Raw genomic sequence first — 14,876 nt, 5'->3', positions numbered from 1 at the left:
CAGATCAGCCGCCGGCGCCTGCCGACCAGTCACGCACGCCGGTATAGCCTTCGGCCGCAAGCTTGCCGAGATACGCCTTGAGCATCTCGCTCCCGGGTTCTCCCTTGTCGTCCAGAGTCTTGGCCCATTCGGCCGCGATATTGGGCATCGCATTTGCCCAGGCTGCCCGATCCGCTTCCGAAGCGTCCGTGATCGTGCCTCCGGCGGCGACATAGGCTTCACGGCTGGCCGCCGCGCGGTCCATGGCAATGCCGGCCACGTGATCGCGATACATCACTGCCACTTCCTGAAGCGCCTGCTTCACTTCATCAGGCAGCTTTTCCCAGTAATCCGCGTTCACGGTAACGGTCTTGGAGTTCACAGCGCCAAGATCCGCCTTGTACATGTACGGAGCGACTTCCGCGATCTTGAACGTCTTCGCCGCTTCGGGCCAAAGCATGGCTTTGTCCACCAGACCGGTATCCAGCATGTTGTAGAAATCCGTCAGCCCGCCGCGCACGCCGGCGGCGCCGTCAATGCCTTCAAGATAGCGCAAATTCATGCCAGCCCCGGCCACTTTCTGCCCCTCAAGGTCCTTGAGCGAGTTGATCGGCTCCTTGGAGAACACCTGATAGGTGTCAAGCACAACGCCCGTGGCCAGATAAACCTGGTTCTGCTTGGCGAACTCGCTTTGCATGGTGGGGAATTCCTTTGCGATCTCATCCACCGCCTTGGCCACTACGCGCGCATCTGCAGACACGAACGGCGTTACCGCCGAAATCGCCTGCGACGGCAGCTTGGAACTGTGGAAGATCGTCGTGACGATACCGATATCACCCAAGCCAAGCTTGACACCTTCAAGCACGCCCTTTGGCTTCACGATGGCGCCGCCATAGCTTTCCTGCCAGTCCATTTTGTAATTGCCGGTCTTGGCAAGTTTCTTGTCCACTTCGGGGATAAAGAATTCGGTGAACTCCTTTACCCAAAGCGCACGCGCCGGATATCCGTCAATGACGACGGCCTTGATCGTTTCCGCGGCAAAAGCCGGGGCCGCGGCCAGTCCGGCCATCAGCGCGCCCAGCGCCAATCCCTTGTTCAACATACCCATCATCTCCTCCCTTGATGGTTTGCATTTAAGAAGTCATTTTGTGATCCAACTGACTTCCACTTCTGTGCCGGCGTTTTTGTACATTTTCGAAACAGCACAGTATTTCTCGGTTTCCGCCGCCACCTGGTCCAGTTCGGACTGACCGGCCGGCCCGCTGGCCGTCACAACCAGCCTGATTGCCTTGAACGGCACCTCGATTTCTTCCTGCAACAATACACCACGCCTGTCGAAATCGACTTCCATGTCAAATTCCAGATTGCCGATATCGATGCCCAGCTTGTGCGCGCATTTGTGGCCGATCGTGTTTGTACACCCGACAAGTGAGGCAAAGGCCGTTTCCGTGGGCGAAAATCCAAGATTTGTCCCGCCACGCTCGATCGGTTCGTCGATTGTCAGGCGCAGATCCCGCGCCGAAACCACGCAATGCGAATGACTGGTGGCGTGACCCGACATTCTGATGCTGATCACTGTTTTCTGTCGAATGGCCATGGCATCCTCACGCGAAAGAACAGACTTGGTCGAACGCAAAACGCGGCAGTTTCTGGAACAGCGCGCTCTCATCCGCATAGCCAAGATTACACAGGAAATTGGAACGCAGCGTCGTCCCGGCGAAGAACTCGTCGTCGACAACTTCATTCGAAAATCCGCTCATTGCACCGACATCCAGCCCAAGAGCGCGGGCGGCGATCATGAAATAGGCGCCTTGCAGGGTGCCGTTTCGAAACGCTGTGACCTCGGAATGCTCCGGCTTGCCGTCGAAATGCGGACGCCGGTCCTCGTGCGGGAACAGGAACGGCAGGTGGCGCCAGAATTCAAGATCGTGGGCGATGATCGCCGTCACCGGCGCCGCCATCATCTTGTCGATATTCTTTGCCTTCAACGACTTGGCCAGCCGCTTCTTGCCTTCCGCCGAGGTAACAAACACAAAACGGGCCGGACAGGTATTCATGCTGGTCGGGCCAGCCGCCGTGATTTCATGCAAGCGGTGCAGCAACTCGACCGGAACACTCCGGTCCTGCCAGGCATAGTGGCTGCGTGCATCCGTCAGGATCAGATCAAGCGCATCCTGATCCAGCTTCGTCTTGCGGCTGCGCAAGTCTCGCACAGCCTCTTGCGCTTCGCTGCGGGCAATTTCCAATGCCTCGCCAGTCAGTCCGGCCATATCTCAGTCTCCGGCCTTCGGTGAAGGCACTTGTTTCCCGGGCCGGCGGCACCGCCTCGGCCATTTTTCTGCATCAAAGGTTGGCGTGGAACGCCCTGCCTCTCTTCCCTTCATTTTGACTACGATATTTTGACTTGTCAAATAAAATCGATATTTTAGGATCGTTCAGGAAAATGGAGGTGAACTATGGTGGCATGGAACGATTACAAGGCACATGCGAAAGAGCGTGGCGCTTTGGCTTTAGAACTGTTCGTTGTGGAATCAACGCCGGTTGGCACACCGGAGGCTGTCAAGGAGACGCTTCCGGATCATCTCGACTACCAGCGCAGGCTCGAGGAAGGCTCCGTTCTGGTTCTTGCCGGTCCGCTGTCTGATTCCAGCGGCGACGAAATGCTGGGGGCTGGTCTTATCGTGCTGCGGGCCGCGTCCATGGCGCAGGCCCATGAAATCGCACAGGCTGACCCGATGCACAGCACCGGCGCGCGCAGCTACACGCTGCGAAAATGGTTGGTGAACGAAGGCAGCCTGTCACTGAGTGTCGGCCTGTCGACCGGCAAAACAAATCTCGCATGAACGGAACCCGAAATGGCAACGACTGGCCCCCTTGGCGACATCCTGACCACCCTCCTCGAACGACAACCGTTCCAGCGCAAGGCCGGGGCGCCGGGCACGCTTTCGCAGATGTGCATCGCGTTGCTGGAAGAACAGTCAGAGGCCTCCGGGCTTCAGCTTGCAGCGGATATTCTTGAGGCGATCAAACAACACCCAAAGGACGCACGACTGGAATTCTATCGGTTCTTGAACACACAGCTGGATATCGACCCGGACCAAATCATAACCCTTGCGCAGGCCTATCGGGAGAACGCATCAACCCAGACTTTCCAGGCTCTGGCACAGGCCAGCGAAGCCCGGCGCCAGGATTTGTTCCGCCGTCTGAACAGGGCGCCCGGCGCAACGGCGGACCTGGTGAACATGCGCGCGGATTTGCTGAAGCGGATTGGCGAGGAACAGACGCTCGGCCGCACGGATCACGATTTGATTCACCTGTTCAAAAGCTGGTTCAATCGCGGATTTCTGGTCCTGCGTCAGATCACATGGGACACGCCCGCATCGATTCTCGAGCGGATCATTGCCTATGAAGCGGTGCATGAAATCCGCAACTGGAATGATCTGAGGCGGCGCCTGCAACCCGCAGACAGGCGATGTTTCGCGTTCTTTCATCCCGCGATGCCCGATGACCCGCTGATCTTCGTTGAGGTCGCGCTTACCAAGGGGGTTCCCGGATCGATCCAGGATTTGCTGTCCGTAGAACGCAAGGAGCAACGGGCCGAGGACGCCGATACCGCCGTTTTCTATTCGATATCAAACTGCCAGGACGGATTGTCAGGCATCTCCTTTGGCAACTCGCTGATCAAGCAGGTGGTGCGCGATCTGTCGCTTGAGGTGCCCAATCTGAAGCGGTTCGTGACGCTTTCGCCCATCCCCGGATTGGCCCGCTGGGCCAACAGCCAGGGCATCGTGGACCTTGCCGACGATTCGGCGCGGCTGAAAAAATTGGCGGCGCACTACTTGCTGGACATCAAGAAGCCGGATGGCAAGCCGCTCGATCCGGTCGCACGCTTTCACCTGGCCAACGGAGCGTTGGTTCACGCAATTCACGCTGAGGCCGACATTTCCGAGAAGGGCCTCGCCCAATCGGGCGGAGCCATGGTGAACTATCTGTACGACCAGGCCAAAATCACACAGAACATTGAGAATTTCGCGGACAACCACGGCGTGGCCGCATCCGGGCCGGTGCGCAACCTCGCAAAACAAGCGGCGCGGCTCCAGCGATCCGCTCAGGAGATAAATAAGTAGACTTGTGAAATTTTTCCAATAATATCGATTTTAATGCCGCACAGTGGAAAATATCCCCACTGACTGCGGCGACCACGGGAGGACACCATGAAACTACGACATTCTCTGATGAAATCGCTGCTTCTCGCCTCGACATTGGCGGCAGGCGGTGTTGGCGCTGCGGAAATCGAGGGGCCCAAAGTCTTTTGGAAGATTTCGATGTGGGGCAACCCTCGGGCCCTTTCGGCCGGTATGGAAGAGATGGCCAAACGCGCCTCGGAAGCCACCGATGGCAACTTCCAGATCAAGATTTTCTATGGCGGCCAGCTGTCCGGCGCGCGCGAAAACCTGGACGGGCTGAAATTGAACGCCTTCGAAGGCGCGGCGATCTGCAATTTCTACCATCCGGGCAAAAACCCGGCATGGATGGTATTCTCGCTACCATTCCTGCCGCTGGGCGATCCGGATGTGGATCGATACGTGCGCTCCAAGCTGTTCGAGCATCCTGCAATCGTCGCCGACATGGAACGCTGGAATGCCATTCCCTATGTTTCCGGCCTGCTGCCGCAGTACGAGATTCTGGGCAAGGGCACCCCCCCACAGGATCTGTCTGACTGGTCTGGCCTGCGGGTAAGGGCCGGAGGCGGCCTTGGTACGGCGATGGAGAAACTTGGTGCGGTCAAGCAAACCCTGCCTGCCGGCGAAACCTCTACCGCCTTCCAGCGCGGCGCACTTGATGCCGCAGCATTCCCGTACACCTATGCGCATGTGTCGTTCAAGATCAATGAAGAGGCCGATTGGTTCACCTCCAACCTGGCGCCCGGCACGTCCGAATGCGGCTGGGTGTTCAACAAGACCGCCTACGAGGCCCTGCCGCCGCAATATCAGGATTTCCTGATGAGCCAGCGCGAGTTGATCATGGAAGTCGAACAGGCGGCCTATGCCGAGCAGGACAAGAAGAACCTGCCGATGTTCGAAGAAACATTGACCAAGATCACCTATTCCGATGAACAACTCAAAGCCTTCAGGGAAGTCGCCGGCAAACCCGTCTGGGATGCCTGGATCGCCGACAACCAGGACAAATTCGACGCCCAAGGGCTGTTTGACGCGGTCTGGCAATATGCACAAGAGGCCGAAGCCGCCAAATAGGCCGGTACAAAGCAACGCGCTGGCCCTTTTCCGGGCCAGCCACAAATGACTGACTGGATTATCCCGTGACAGATACCACGTTCCGCAAACCGCTGTTGCAGCGCGTTGACAGGTTTCTCATGCCCTTTGAAAACGCCGCGAACATGTTCGCGGCCCTGGCGATTTTCCTGCTGATGGTACTGGGTGTGTTCCAGATCGTTCTGCGCTCTTTGTTCAACACGCCAATCACCGGGTATATCGATCTTGTCGAGCTTTCCATGGCCAGCATGGCCTTTCTCGGTGCAGCCTATTGCCAGAGGATGGGCGCACATATCCGCATGGAATTGCTTGTCGGGCGCCTGCACGGTCGGGCGCTCTGGGCTGCCGAGATCTTTGGCACGCTTGTCGCGCTTTTCATCGTTGCTGTGCTGATCTGGTTCAGCGCGGGCCATTTCCTGCGGTCTTACACGTTGGGGGACACAACCATCGATGCCGAATTCCCGGTCTGGCCGTCAAAGCTCCTGGTTCCGGTTGCTTTTTCACTCTGGTTCCTGCGGCTTCTGACGCAGCTCTGGGGATCGGTCCGATTGTTCCTAAACCCCGATCGCACCCCGATCTCGGTTGTCATTGCCAAGGACGTTGCCGAGCAGGCCCAAGACGAAATCCACGAAATCATGGGCGAAGACGCCGAAAAGCCGGAGGATGCGGCATGATCCTGGGTATTGGTTTTTCTGATCCGTTTCTGGTCGGCCTTCTGGCCCTGGGTTTGCTTCTCGTGCTCACGTTTTCGGGTGTGCGGGTGGTGTTCGCCGCCTCGGTTGTGGGGCTATTGGGCCTGGTCGAATTGTTGGGCTGGGGACCGGCTGCCGGGATTGTCGGCACGATTCCCCACGCCAAGTCCTCAACCTACGCCCTGAGCGTCCTGCCCATGTTTATCTTCATAGGCTTCTTGGCGTTTCACGCGGGGATGACTCAACAATTGTTCGACGCCGCACGCAAATGGTTCGGCTGGGTGCCCGGCGGTCTGGCGGTTGCAACCGTGTTTGCAACGGCGGGGTTTGCCGCTGTGTCCGGTGCATCCACGGCAACCGCCGCTGTGTTTTCCCGGGTCGCAATCCCGGAGATGCTCAAATACGGCTATGACAAGAAACTCGCCGCTGGCGTGGTTGCCGCCGGCGGTACACTGGCAACGTTGATCCCTCCATCGGCGATTATTGTGATCTATGCCATCATTGTCGAAGAGTCCGTCGGCAAGCTGCTCCTGGCCGGCTTTCTGCCCGGAGCGGTGTCGGCCTTGATCTATGCGGGCATCATTATCGTCTGGGCATTGATCCGGCCGCACGAGGCACCCTCGGTGTCCGGCCACACATGGAAAGAAAGGGTACAGTCCCTGCCTGGCGTGTCGCCCATCTTCGTCGTCGTGCTCATTATCATCTCGGCCATTTATGGCGGCTGGGCAACCCCGACAGAGGCAGGTGCGCTTGGCGCGGCGGTTGTGTTTGTCGTGGCATTGCTGCGCGGCACGTCCTTCAAGGACATCCGGGGATCATTGATGGAGTCCGCCCGCCTGACCGTCATGATTTTCTCGCTGATCTGGGGCGTGCTGATCTTTGTCCGGTTTCTCGGGTTTTCTGGCCTGCCCGAGGCATTTACGGCCTGGATCATACAATTGGACATGCCGCCAATGGTCATCATGATCTTCATTCTCCTGGCCTATGCTGTTCTGGGCATGTTCATGGACGCCATCGGAATGCTGCTGCTTACCCTCCCCGTGGTCTACCCGGCCGTCATCGCTCTTGGGTTTGATTCGATCTGGTTCGGCATCATCGTGGTGAAAATGGCCGAAGTCTGCTTGATCACGCCACCGATCGGGCTGAACTGTTTTGTCGTGAATGGGGTGCGCCCCGACATCTCGCTGGGGCAGGTGTTCCGCGGCATAACCCTGTTCTTCGTAGCGGATGTCATTACCATCGGCGTCTTGCTGGCTTTCCCCCAAGTGGTAACATGGTTGCCCGATCTGATGTCCTGACAAGGAGCGCGCGAATGCGTTTGCAAACCAGCCTTTCCCTTGCACATGGCGCCGCCATCGCGGACGAGGCCCTCCGGCTGGGCCGGGTTGAGAAGCTCTTGCCCCTGACGGTCGTAGTTCTGGACGTTGGCGGCAAACCAATCGTGGTCAAAAGCGAGGACGGCTCCGGGCTCATGCGGTTCGATGTGGCCTTCGGCAAAGCGTGGGGCGCCTTGGGCATGGGGATTTCCAGCCGCCTGATCCGGGACCGGCTGGCCAATCGACCCACCTTTCAGGCCTCGCTGGCCACTGCTTCCGACGGACGGTTGATCCCAGTACCCGGTGGCGTTCTGGTGCGCGACAAGGCCGCCGTTACAATCGGTGCCGTCGGGATCAGCGGCGACACATCGGACAAGGACGAGTATTGCGCCATTCAGGCCATTCAGCATGTCGGTCTGTTTTCAGAGCCCGACACCCCTGCCCAGGGATGGCGCGACTCGTCCCTGTCGGACACTTATCCGGGCACCACATAAGCCAGCTTGTCGACATGGCGCTGCGTGACCTGCACGCGCGGTTGTTCCGCCTCATGCTTGTCCAGTATCTGAATGGTTGGCTTGCCGACAAACGCAGACGGCAACACCATGAAGCGCACGAAACTGGTTGTTGCGGCCTGTTGATCCGCTTCCGCCCGAACCGGCGAATTGGCGTGTTCGAACCAGGCATGGCCAGGTCCCGCCGTCTCCTGGTGGGTATCGCCAATGATACGCAGCCCGCCACGGATCAGAAAACGGATGCCATCCCCCGGGTGAACATGGCGCCAGGCAATCCCGCCCGGCGGAAAAGTAACCTGATCCAGGCGCAACAGACAGGCCGCGTCAGTGGGTTGGGTCGGCAAGGATATGGGCGCGGCAAGGATCGCGTCTTCTGGCGCTGTCGCAATACTCAGATCAAACCGGACCCAGTCGCATTCGGTCTGCCCCCGAAAGGCGATTGCCTCGCCCTGTTTCAGCAAGGCGCCTTCACCGCGACCTATCCGTGAACCCTGCGTTTCCGCACTTCCCCGCGAAAGCCAATAGGCGCTGAACAGGGCTGTGCATGCGCGCGTTTCATTGGGCAGGGCTCGGCCTGAACTGACGGACATCATGATGCTGGACATATCGACTCCATAAAATCCATTTAATCTCTCAGTACATTATAAAATCGATAAAACTGCCTTCATCACCGTTAGGTTGCGGATTTTCGCCCGTGTTGGCACTTTTGCAACGCCTCCGGGTTGCCCACGCGGTGGGTGCGAAGCGGTGAACAAGATCAGCCTGCCCGATCTAGGCCCCTCCCAGATAGGCAGTCCACTTTTGGGAAACCATCGCCCAGTTGTCATCCCGAAGGCTCTTTTCGCGGTCGGCCTCGCAAGGACCGGCAAAGGCTTCAATCGCCGCGCCATAGCTCTTGCGGGCCCGCGCGGCGTCCAACCAGTCGCCAACCTTTGGCGTACGCCCGTTCCACAATCCGCCCAGCCCAAGACGATCCAGCCGATCCACGTAGGCGACAATCGCGGCATCCGCGATACTGAAACTGTCTCCCGCCAGCCACCGCGATGTTTCCAAATCCGCCTGCATTCGATCAAACATCAGCCTAAGCGCAAAGAACGCCGCCATGACATGCACGGACTCCATTCCATTGGCCAGAATGTCCCGCCGCTTTGCCGCGTTGGCCGGATGGGTCATCCCCGCCAGGGCCGCTTCGATTTCTTCGGGAGACTTGCTCGCCAGTATCTGCCGGCGCTTTGCGGTCGAATAGGTCAACGTATTGATCGCGGCGTGGATGTCGATACAATCGGCAAGCCACATTCTGGACCTGACACGCAAGCCCGTATCCTTGGGCACGAACGTCGAATCGGGCAGCTTTTCTGCAAGATGTTCAAGGATGACACTGGAGTCGGCAACCACCAGATCGCCATCCAGCAATGTCGGCACAACACCCTTCGGATTCAACCTGACATACCATTGCGCATTCTGTTCACCCGCGCCCAGGTCAAGTATCTGGCCGGTCCACCCAAGGCCCAGTTCCGCCAGGCCAAGACGTACTTTGGCAGAGCAGACGCTCGTCGCCCCATGGTAAAGGTGCAGCTCGGCGCCAGATTTATGCGCGCTCGGCTCCACCGGACCTAATCGATCAGGTCAGCCAGAAAGGCGCCCGTGCTTCGGTAGTGATCCATCAGAAGCGCCGAAGCCTGCTCGATGTCCCGGCTCACGGCCGCGTCAAGAATTGCCTGATGTTCGTCCTCGACATTTCGGCGGCTATAGGTCTTGGATCGCCCGGCAAGAAATCTGTAACGCACGTTCAGATCGTAAAGCTGCCCGCAGAATCTCATCAGAATCGGAGAGTCGCAGGCCGAAAGCAGTGCCATATGGAAACTTTTGTGGCGCTCCTCGAACAGCTCCAGATCGGCCCGATCGGTGCGCCCCATGTAGTGATGGACCAGCACCAGTTGCTCTTCCCATTGCTGTCCGCCTTTGTCGATGCTCTGGCGCAGCGCCATGTCTTCCAGGGTGCAGCGCAGGTTCAGAATTTCCTGGAACTGCTGTCGGCTGGTATCGGCAACACGAAAACCGCGCTGATCCAGACGCTCGACCAGCTGATCCGAAGTCAGCAAGCTAAGCGCCTCCCGGATAGGAGAGGCCCCAGTGCCATAGTTTTCCTTGAGCGTTTCCACTTTCAGACGCTCACCCGGCGCCAGGCGTCCGGTGATGATCTCATTGCGCAGCGTCAGATAGGTGCGCTGGGTGGACGATTGGTTTGCTTGCGATGCGTCTATGGAAATATTCATGAAGTGACTAAAGCAAAAAATAAACGACAGTTCAATTTATATCGATATTTCCCGCTTGTTTTTGGTATTGGCCCATGGCTCGCGGGCCACTCACCCCAGCCACAGGCTCTGGGCAGGCCGGCTAACGTCTTTAATCCTCTTGATTTCTTACGACCTGCCTGGTCATCCCTCCTATTCGGGCACGTGTTTTTGTCGCCAACCCCGTTGGCGCATCGCCCGTGAATCCCGCCCGGAATCCAGTGGAAGCGGCGAAAATACTAGAAACGTCCTCACAAGGCTAAAATATCGTTTTTTCTTGCGAGCGGTATGAATGTGCGATAAATCTTCAGCAGCTAGGATCGCAACCAATCGAAGGAAAACCCATGCGTGAAAACCATTACGAGGAGGGGAAATGGTGGGTCAGCCCCTATAATTTCCAGCCCGAAGTCCGCGAGTCTTTGCTTCTCCCGCCACAAGTTCAAATCCATGACGCCACCCTGCGCGACGGCGAGCAGACACCGGGCGTGGTTTTTTCCATCGATGACAAGGTCCGTATCGCCACGAAGATGGATGAGGTGGGCGTCGACCGGATCGAGGCAGGTATGCCCGCCGTATCGCCACAGGACGCGCAAGCCATCAAGGAAATCTCCGCCCTCGGGCTGAAATCCAAGATATTCACCTTTGCACGGGCGATGAAACAGGACATCGACATGGCGCTCGAATGCGGGGCGGACGGTGTGATCATCGAGGTGCCCATCGGCTACCCGAAGCTTGTGACCCAGTTTGGCTGGACCTGGGAGGATGTGTTCAAGAAAAGCCGCGACGTGATCAACTATGCGCGCGAACAGGGCCTGTATGCCGTGTTTTTCCCTTATGACACGACACGGGCGCGGCGCGACGATCTGGAAAACCTGTGCAAGGGCATTATGAACGAAAGCCCGCCGGATTCGATTGGGATCGTCGACACGATGGGCTGTGCCACGCCGGAAGCGATCAAATACATGGTGGGTTGGGTCAAGGGCATGACCGGCCTGCCGATCGAAATCCACACACACAACGATTTCGGCATGGGCGTTGCCACTGAGCTCGCTGCCGTGGCCGCCGGCGCCGAGGTGGTTCACAGCTGCGCCAATGGATTGGGAGAGCGCACGGGCAACGCGGCACTCGAAGAACTGATGCTGGGGCTGCACCTGCTTTACGGGTACGACACGCATTACAAGCTCGACAAACTGCCCGAACTGGGAGCCCTGATTTCAGAGTTGTCCAATATCCCGATCGCCCGCAACAAGCCGGTGCTGGGCCATGGCAATTTCATCCGCGAATCCGGTATCGGCATCCAATACGTGATGCACGATCCGATGGTGATGTTCGGTACCCACCCCGCCCTGACCGGGCGCACCGGCGAGGTTGTACTGGGCAAGAAAAGCGGCAAGGCGTCGATCACCTACAAGGTCGAAGAACTGGGTCTGCCCGCACTGAACGACGCACAAAGCGCCGAGCTTTTGGACAAGGTCAAGGCCTTTGGCATTCAGAAACGCGACATCCTTACAAACGATGAATTCGTCTCGCTTCTGAATTCGGTCCGCCCTTGAACCGGGGCATGTAGGGCGGCGGTGCGCGGGCACTGCCGCACACGACAGCCATGCGCAAATCGGGCTGCGTCTCCGGAATTGATGAACCCCGGGCAGCTTGTCCAGGTTCCAGGGCGATCACTCAGGTGGTCGCCCACAACTGACCTGCCCGGTCACTTCCGGCCCTGTCCGCGCAGGCAGTTGTGCAAGGCGTTGGCGGCGGCAGCAGATCGATAAAAATTTCGGTAATCCTGAAAAATCGATATTATTCTTGATTTGACCAAATTGCCCATAGTACTCTGCTCTCGGCGAGGACAGCCTTCAACGTCTTCGCCCAGAGAGATACCGCGCCGACGGCGGTCATTAGGGAGGACGACATGAAAAGTATTCTAAACGGTTTGCGCGTTGCGACATTGGGGGTTGCCGCTTTGGCAGCTACCAGCACGGTGGCGGAAGAGTTGAGAATCGGAACGGCAAGCCAGGGCGGCGCATTTTACCCGGTGGGCCAGGCGATCTCGACACTGGTGAATGAACATGCCGAAGGCCTTACCATGGTTCCGGTTGTCACACAGGGGTCGGTGCAGAACCCCCGCCTTGTAAACTCGGGCGAGGTGGACATCGCGATTACCAACAACAATCTGGCGGTTCTCGCCAACAAGGGAGTCGGCCCATACAAAAAGGCCGGGCCGATGAATCTGCGGGCGATCGGATCTCTGCACTTCAGTGTCTTGCACATGATGACTCTGGACGGGTCCGGCATCAATTCCATTGCCGATCTGAAAGGCAAACGCGTGGCGGTTGGCCCGGCAGGCGGCGGCACAATTCCGTTCCTGACTCAGGTTCTGGACCTTCAGGGCCTGACCATGGACGACATCACGCCGAGCTTCCTGAGCTACTCGGACGGATTCAGCCAGCTTGCCGACGGCAATGTGGATGCTGCCTTTGCCCTCAGCGGCTATCCCGCGGGTGCCGTGATGCAGGCACAAACCAACACAAAGCTCAAGTATATCCCGATGTCAGACGCCGATATCGAGGCCGCGCTGGCCAAATACCCCAATTACAACAAGGTGATCATCCCGGCTGACGTGTACAACACAGACACGGACGGGGCGCTTCTGGGTGTCAACAACATGCTGATCGTGGACGCCAGCATGAGCGACGAAACGGCGATGAAGATCACGGCAGCCATTTATGACAATCTGGATGCCTTCCGGGCGGAAAACGCCCATGCGCGCCAGATTGATCCTCAACGGTCCCTGGAATTGAAAATCCCGCTGCACCCTGGCGCAGCCGCCTATTTCACAAAATAGATCTGGCCGATGCCGCAACAGACATTTCGGGGCGCCGCTTGCCAGGCGTCCCGGATCGGAGACAACATGCTCGCAACCATGGATAAGGCTTTTGACCGTGCCATACTTGTCGTGGCCTTTGCGGTTGGTACATTTCACCTTTTGAATGTTTCCGGCCTGTTTGTACTATCGACACGCGACATCCGAATCTTTCATTTGATGATGATGCTGGTCCTGCTGTTTCTGGCGAGCCCCTCGGCAAAGCGATACGCAGATTCAGCGGTGGACAAGCTTTCCCGCGTTGCGCTGATCGCAATCAGCATTGCCAGTTCTGTCTATTTGATGTCGCGCTGGAAGGACATCGCCTTCAGCGGTGGCGAAACGGTACCCATGGACGCATGGGTAGGCGTCGTCGTCATTGCCCTGGTGCTGGAGGCCGCCCGGCGCGGCGTCGGGCTGGTTCTTGCGATCATCTGCGTGGTATTCTTTACCTATCCGTTCTATTCACCATACCTGCCCGGCATTCTTCAGGGGCGCGGCTACAGCCTGACCCGGATGTCCGAGTTTCTGACCACCACCAGCCAGGGGGTTTTTGGAATTCCGCTGGGGGTATCATCAACCTATATTATCCTGTTTTCCATCTATGGCGCTTTCCTGAGCAATTTCGGAGCCGGAGACTTTTTCTTCAAACTGGCAAATCGCGCCACGAAAAACATGCGGGCTGCGGGCGCCAAGACGGCCGTTTTGTTCAGCACCCTGTTGGGCATGATCTCTGGCTCTGCCGCCGGCAACGTTGCCGTGACCGGTACGCTCACCATCCCGATGATGAAACGGGAAGGCTACCAACCGCATCAGGCAGGCGCGATCGAGGCGGTCGTGTCAACCGGGGGACAGATCATGCCGCCGGTAATGGGGGCGGCGGCCTTTATCATGGCCGAAGTGGTGGGCACCCCCTACGCCAATATCATGAAGGCGGCCTTGGTGCCGGCATTGCTGTTCTTTGCAAGCCTGCTGTTCGTTGTCCACCTGCAAGCGGGCAAAAGCGGGCTGGTTCCAGCGCCCCCTGCCAGGGAAGATGACGAACCGTTGTGGCTGGTTCTGGTAAAGGGCGGACAGTTCATAATTCCGTTTGCAACGCTGATCGCCATGATGCTGAACGGCTTTTCACCCTTCAAGGCATCGTTCTATTCCATCCTCATCCTTCTTGGATGCCATATCGTCTGGACCCGCAGGATAGATCGCAGTCTGGTCGCAAAATCGGCAAAGGCTGTCACGGAGGGCGCCAAGGCCGTGGTGCCGATTGCCATCGCCTGCGCCGCGGCGGGTATCATCGCCGGAACGCTGGGGATTACCGGGTTGGGATCCAAGATATCAGGTCTGATCGTTTCAGCCTCCGGAGGGGTTGTCTTTATCGCTCTTCTGTTGACGATGCTGACCGCCATCATCCTCGGGATGGGCCTGCCAACAACGGCGGCCTATCTGGTGCTTGCCACGGTGGTGGCACCGGCCCTGGCCAAAATGGGTATCCCGCTGCTGACGGCCCATTTGTTCGTCTTCTTTTATGGCTGCGTGTCCACGATTACCCCGCCTGTCGCGCTTGCATCCTACGTCGCCGCAGGCATTGCCGGGGCAGACATCAATCGCGTGGGCTGGACCGCTTTCGCCTATGGCATCACGTCGTTCATCCTGCCGTTCATGTTTGTCTTTGGGCCGGGTCTGATGCTGTCAGGTTCCCTGCCCGGCATCGCGGGCGCGATCTTGTCGGGCGGGATTGGCGTTGTCGGAATTGCCATGGCTGTCGTTGGCTATGCCCGAGCACCGCTGTCGCCGATCATGCGGCTTCTGGCCGGAGCTTCGGGAATGGCTCTCTTGTATCAAGGGTGGTTATCCGATGTGGCCGGACTTGCGGGATTGGGTGTCATCTGGGTCACGACCAGACCCACGGAACAGGCCGGTGGCGCAGCCACCCCGAAAAAGAAGGAGGCGTGA

General features: G+C 58.2%; 15 protein-coding genes. 9 read left to right on the top strand and 6 right to left on the bottom strand.

The features are described 5' to 3' along the window. Nucleotides 1-4: 4 nt before the first annotated feature. The 3 genes from I3253_RS09180 to I3253_RS09170 are packed head-to-tail and all read right to left on the bottom strand — an operon-like array spanning nt 5 to nt 2,249. Nucleotides 5-1,087 (bottom strand): C4-dicarboxylate TRAP transporter substrate-binding protein, encoded by a 1,083-nt coding sequence (locus I3253_RS09180; RefSeq protein WP_232237037.1) that lies wholly within the window; start codon nt 1,085-1,087, stop codon nt 5-7. A 33-nt stretch (nt 1,088-1,120) separates the two neighbouring features. Next, a complete protein-coding gene (locus I3253_RS09175; protein WP_197917362.1) occupies nt 1,121-1,576 on the bottom strand; it encodes an OsmC family protein in 456 nt (151 codons plus the stop codon). Nucleotides 1,577-1,583: 7 nt separating this feature from the next. Beyond that, the gene (locus I3253_RS09170) at nt 1,584-2,249 is read right to left on the bottom strand and encodes a malonic semialdehyde reductase (RefSeq protein WP_197917361.1); all 666 of its coding nucleotides are present in this window, start codon (nt 2,247-2,249) and stop codon (nt 1,584-1,586) included. Between the two features lie 186 nt (nt 2,250-2,435). Here I3253_RS09170 and I3253_RS09165 point away from each other — a divergent pair, with 186 nt between their 5' ends. The 6 genes from I3253_RS09165 to I3253_RS09140 all read left to right on the top strand — a co-directional run bounded on the left by I3253_RS09165 (nt 2,436) and on the right by I3253_RS09140 (nt 7,754). Then, entirely contained in the window at nt 2,436-2,822 is a 387-nt protein-coding gene (locus I3253_RS09165) for a YciI family protein (protein WP_197917360.1), read from the top strand. Nucleotides 2,823-2,834: 12 nt separating this feature from the next. After that, the gene (locus tag I3253_RS09160; RefSeq protein WP_232237036.1) at nt 2,835-4,106 is read left to right on the top strand and encodes a malonyl-CoA decarboxylase; all 1,272 of its coding nucleotides are present in this window, start codon (nt 2,835-2,837) and stop codon (nt 4,104-4,106) included. An 87-nt stretch (nt 4,107-4,193) separates the two neighbouring features. Next, nucleotides 4,194-5,234, top strand: coding sequence for a type 2 periplasmic-binding domain-containing protein (locus I3253_RS09155; protein WP_197917359.1), 1,041 nt, complete (start codon nt 4,194-4,196; stop codon nt 5,232-5,234). Between the two features lie 65 nt (nt 5,235-5,299). Continuing rightward, nucleotides 5,300-5,926 (top strand): TRAP transporter small permease subunit, encoded by a 627-nt coding sequence (locus I3253_RS09150; protein WP_332262124.1) that lies wholly within the window; start codon nt 5,300-5,302, stop codon nt 5,924-5,926. Continuing rightward, on the top strand, nt 5,923-7,242 hold the full coding sequence (locus I3253_RS09145) for a TRAP transporter large permease (RefSeq protein ID WP_197917358.1): 1,320 nt from the start codon (nt 5,923-5,925) through the stop codon (nt 7,240-7,242). Before I3253_RS09150 ends, I3253_RS09145 begins: the two co-directional genes overlap by 4 nt. 14 nt (nt 7,243-7,256) lie before the next feature. After that, nucleotides 7,257-7,754 carry a GlcG/HbpS family heme-binding protein gene (locus I3253_RS09140; RefSeq protein ID WP_197917357.1) on the top strand — a complete coding sequence of 166 codons (498 nt, stop codon included), beginning with the start codon at nt 7,257-7,259 and terminating at the stop codon, nt 7,752-7,754. On the opposite strand, the gene I3253_RS09135 is transcribed toward I3253_RS09140, so the two are convergent. From I3253_RS09135 to I3253_RS09125, 3 genes are all read right to left on the bottom strand, one after another. After that, nucleotides 7,736-8,233, bottom strand: a complete 498-nt coding sequence (locus I3253_RS09135; RefSeq protein ID WP_197922405.1) for a cupin domain-containing protein — start codon at nt 8,231-8,233, stop codon at nt 7,736-7,738. The genes I3253_RS09140 and I3253_RS09135 overlap by 19 nt on opposite strands. A gap of 310 nt (nt 8,234-8,543) precedes the next feature. Continuing rightward, complete coding sequence (locus I3253_RS09130) at nt 8,544-9,380, bottom strand: glutathione S-transferase family protein (RefSeq protein WP_197917355.1); 837 nt, start codon at nt 9,378-9,380, stop codon at nt 8,544-8,546. 5 nt (nt 9,381-9,385) lie between these two features. After that, a complete protein-coding gene (locus I3253_RS09125) occupies nt 9,386-10,048 on the bottom strand; it encodes a GntR family transcriptional regulator (RefSeq protein WP_197917354.1) in 663 nt (220 codons plus the stop codon). A gap of 362 nt (nt 10,049-10,410) precedes the next feature. Between I3253_RS09125 and I3253_RS09120 the strand changes: the two genes are divergently transcribed. The 3 genes from I3253_RS09120 (at nt 10,411) to I3253_RS09110 (ending at nt 14,876) form a co-directional block, all read left to right on the top strand. After that, the gene (locus tag I3253_RS09120) at nt 10,411-11,619 is read left to right on the top strand and encodes a 2-isopropylmalate synthase (protein ID WP_197917353.1); all 1,209 of its coding nucleotides are present in this window, start codon (nt 10,411-10,413) and stop codon (nt 11,617-11,619) included. 356 nt (nt 11,620-11,975) lie between these two features. Next, nucleotides 11,976-12,908, top strand: coding sequence for a TAXI family TRAP transporter solute-binding subunit (locus I3253_RS09115; protein ID WP_197917352.1), 933 nt, complete (start codon nt 11,976-11,978; stop codon nt 12,906-12,908). Nucleotides 12,909-12,974: 66 nt separating this feature from the next. Then, nucleotides 12,975-14,876: a TRAP transporter permease gene (locus I3253_RS09110; RefSeq protein WP_197917351.1), complete on the top strand. Its 1,902-nt coding sequence runs from the start codon at nt 12,975-12,977 to the stop codon at nt 14,874-14,876.

The sequence above is a fragment of the Thiosulfatihalobacter marinus genome (genome assembly GCF_016019955.1).
Classification (GTDB): domain Bacteria; phylum Pseudomonadota; class Alphaproteobacteria; order Rhodobacterales; family Rhodobacteraceae; genus Shimia; species Shimia marinus_A.
The sequence above is the reverse complement of the archived record's forward strand: the minus strand, read 5'-3'. Positions and strand labels throughout refer to the sequence as shown.

What these genes read in the sequence shown, in the direction of transcription:
- I3253_RS09120 (WP_197917353.1), top strand. Translation starts at nt 10,411, where the DNA reads ATGCGTGAAAACCATTACGAGGAGGGGAAATGGTGGGTCAGCCCCTAT.
- I3253_RS09180 (WP_232237037.1), bottom strand. Translation starts at nt 1,087, where the DNA reads ATGGGTATGTTGAACAAGGGATTGGCGCTGGGCGCGCTGATGGCCGGA.
- I3253_RS09140 (WP_197917357.1), top strand. Translation starts at nt 7,257, where the DNA reads ATGCGTTTGCAAACCAGCCTTTCCCTTGCACATGGCGCCGCCATCGCG.
- I3253_RS09170 (WP_197917361.1), bottom strand. Translation starts at nt 2,249, where the DNA reads ATGGCCGGACTGACTGGCGAGGCATTGGAAATTGCCCGCAGCGAAGCG.
- I3253_RS09160 (WP_232237036.1), top strand. Translation starts at nt 2,835, where the DNA reads ATGGCAACGACTGGCCCCCTTGGCGACATCCTGACCACCCTCCTCGAA.
- I3253_RS09115 (WP_197917352.1), top strand. Translation starts at nt 11,976, where the DNA reads ATGAAAAGTATTCTAAACGGTTTGCGCGTTGCGACATTGGGGGTTGCC.
- I3253_RS09125 (WP_197917354.1), bottom strand. Translation starts at nt 10,048, where the DNA reads ATGAATATTTCCATAGACGCATCGCAAGCAAACCAATCGTCCACCCAG.
- I3253_RS09175 (WP_197917362.1), bottom strand. Translation starts at nt 1,576, where the DNA reads ATGGCCATTCGACAGAAAACAGTGATCAGCATCAGAATGTCGGGTCAC.
- I3253_RS09165 (WP_197917360.1), top strand. Translation starts at nt 2,436, where the DNA reads ATGGTGGCATGGAACGATTACAAGGCACATGCGAAAGAGCGTGGCGCT.
- I3253_RS09110 (WP_197917351.1), top strand. Translation starts at nt 12,975, where the DNA reads ATGCTCGCAACCATGGATAAGGCTTTTGACCGTGCCATACTTGTCGTG.
- I3253_RS09145 (WP_197917358.1), top strand. Translation starts at nt 5,923, where the DNA reads ATGATCCTGGGTATTGGTTTTTCTGATCCGTTTCTGGTCGGCCTTCTG.
- I3253_RS09155 (WP_197917359.1), top strand. Translation starts at nt 4,194, where the DNA reads ATGAAACTACGACATTCTCTGATGAAATCGCTGCTTCTCGCCTCGACA.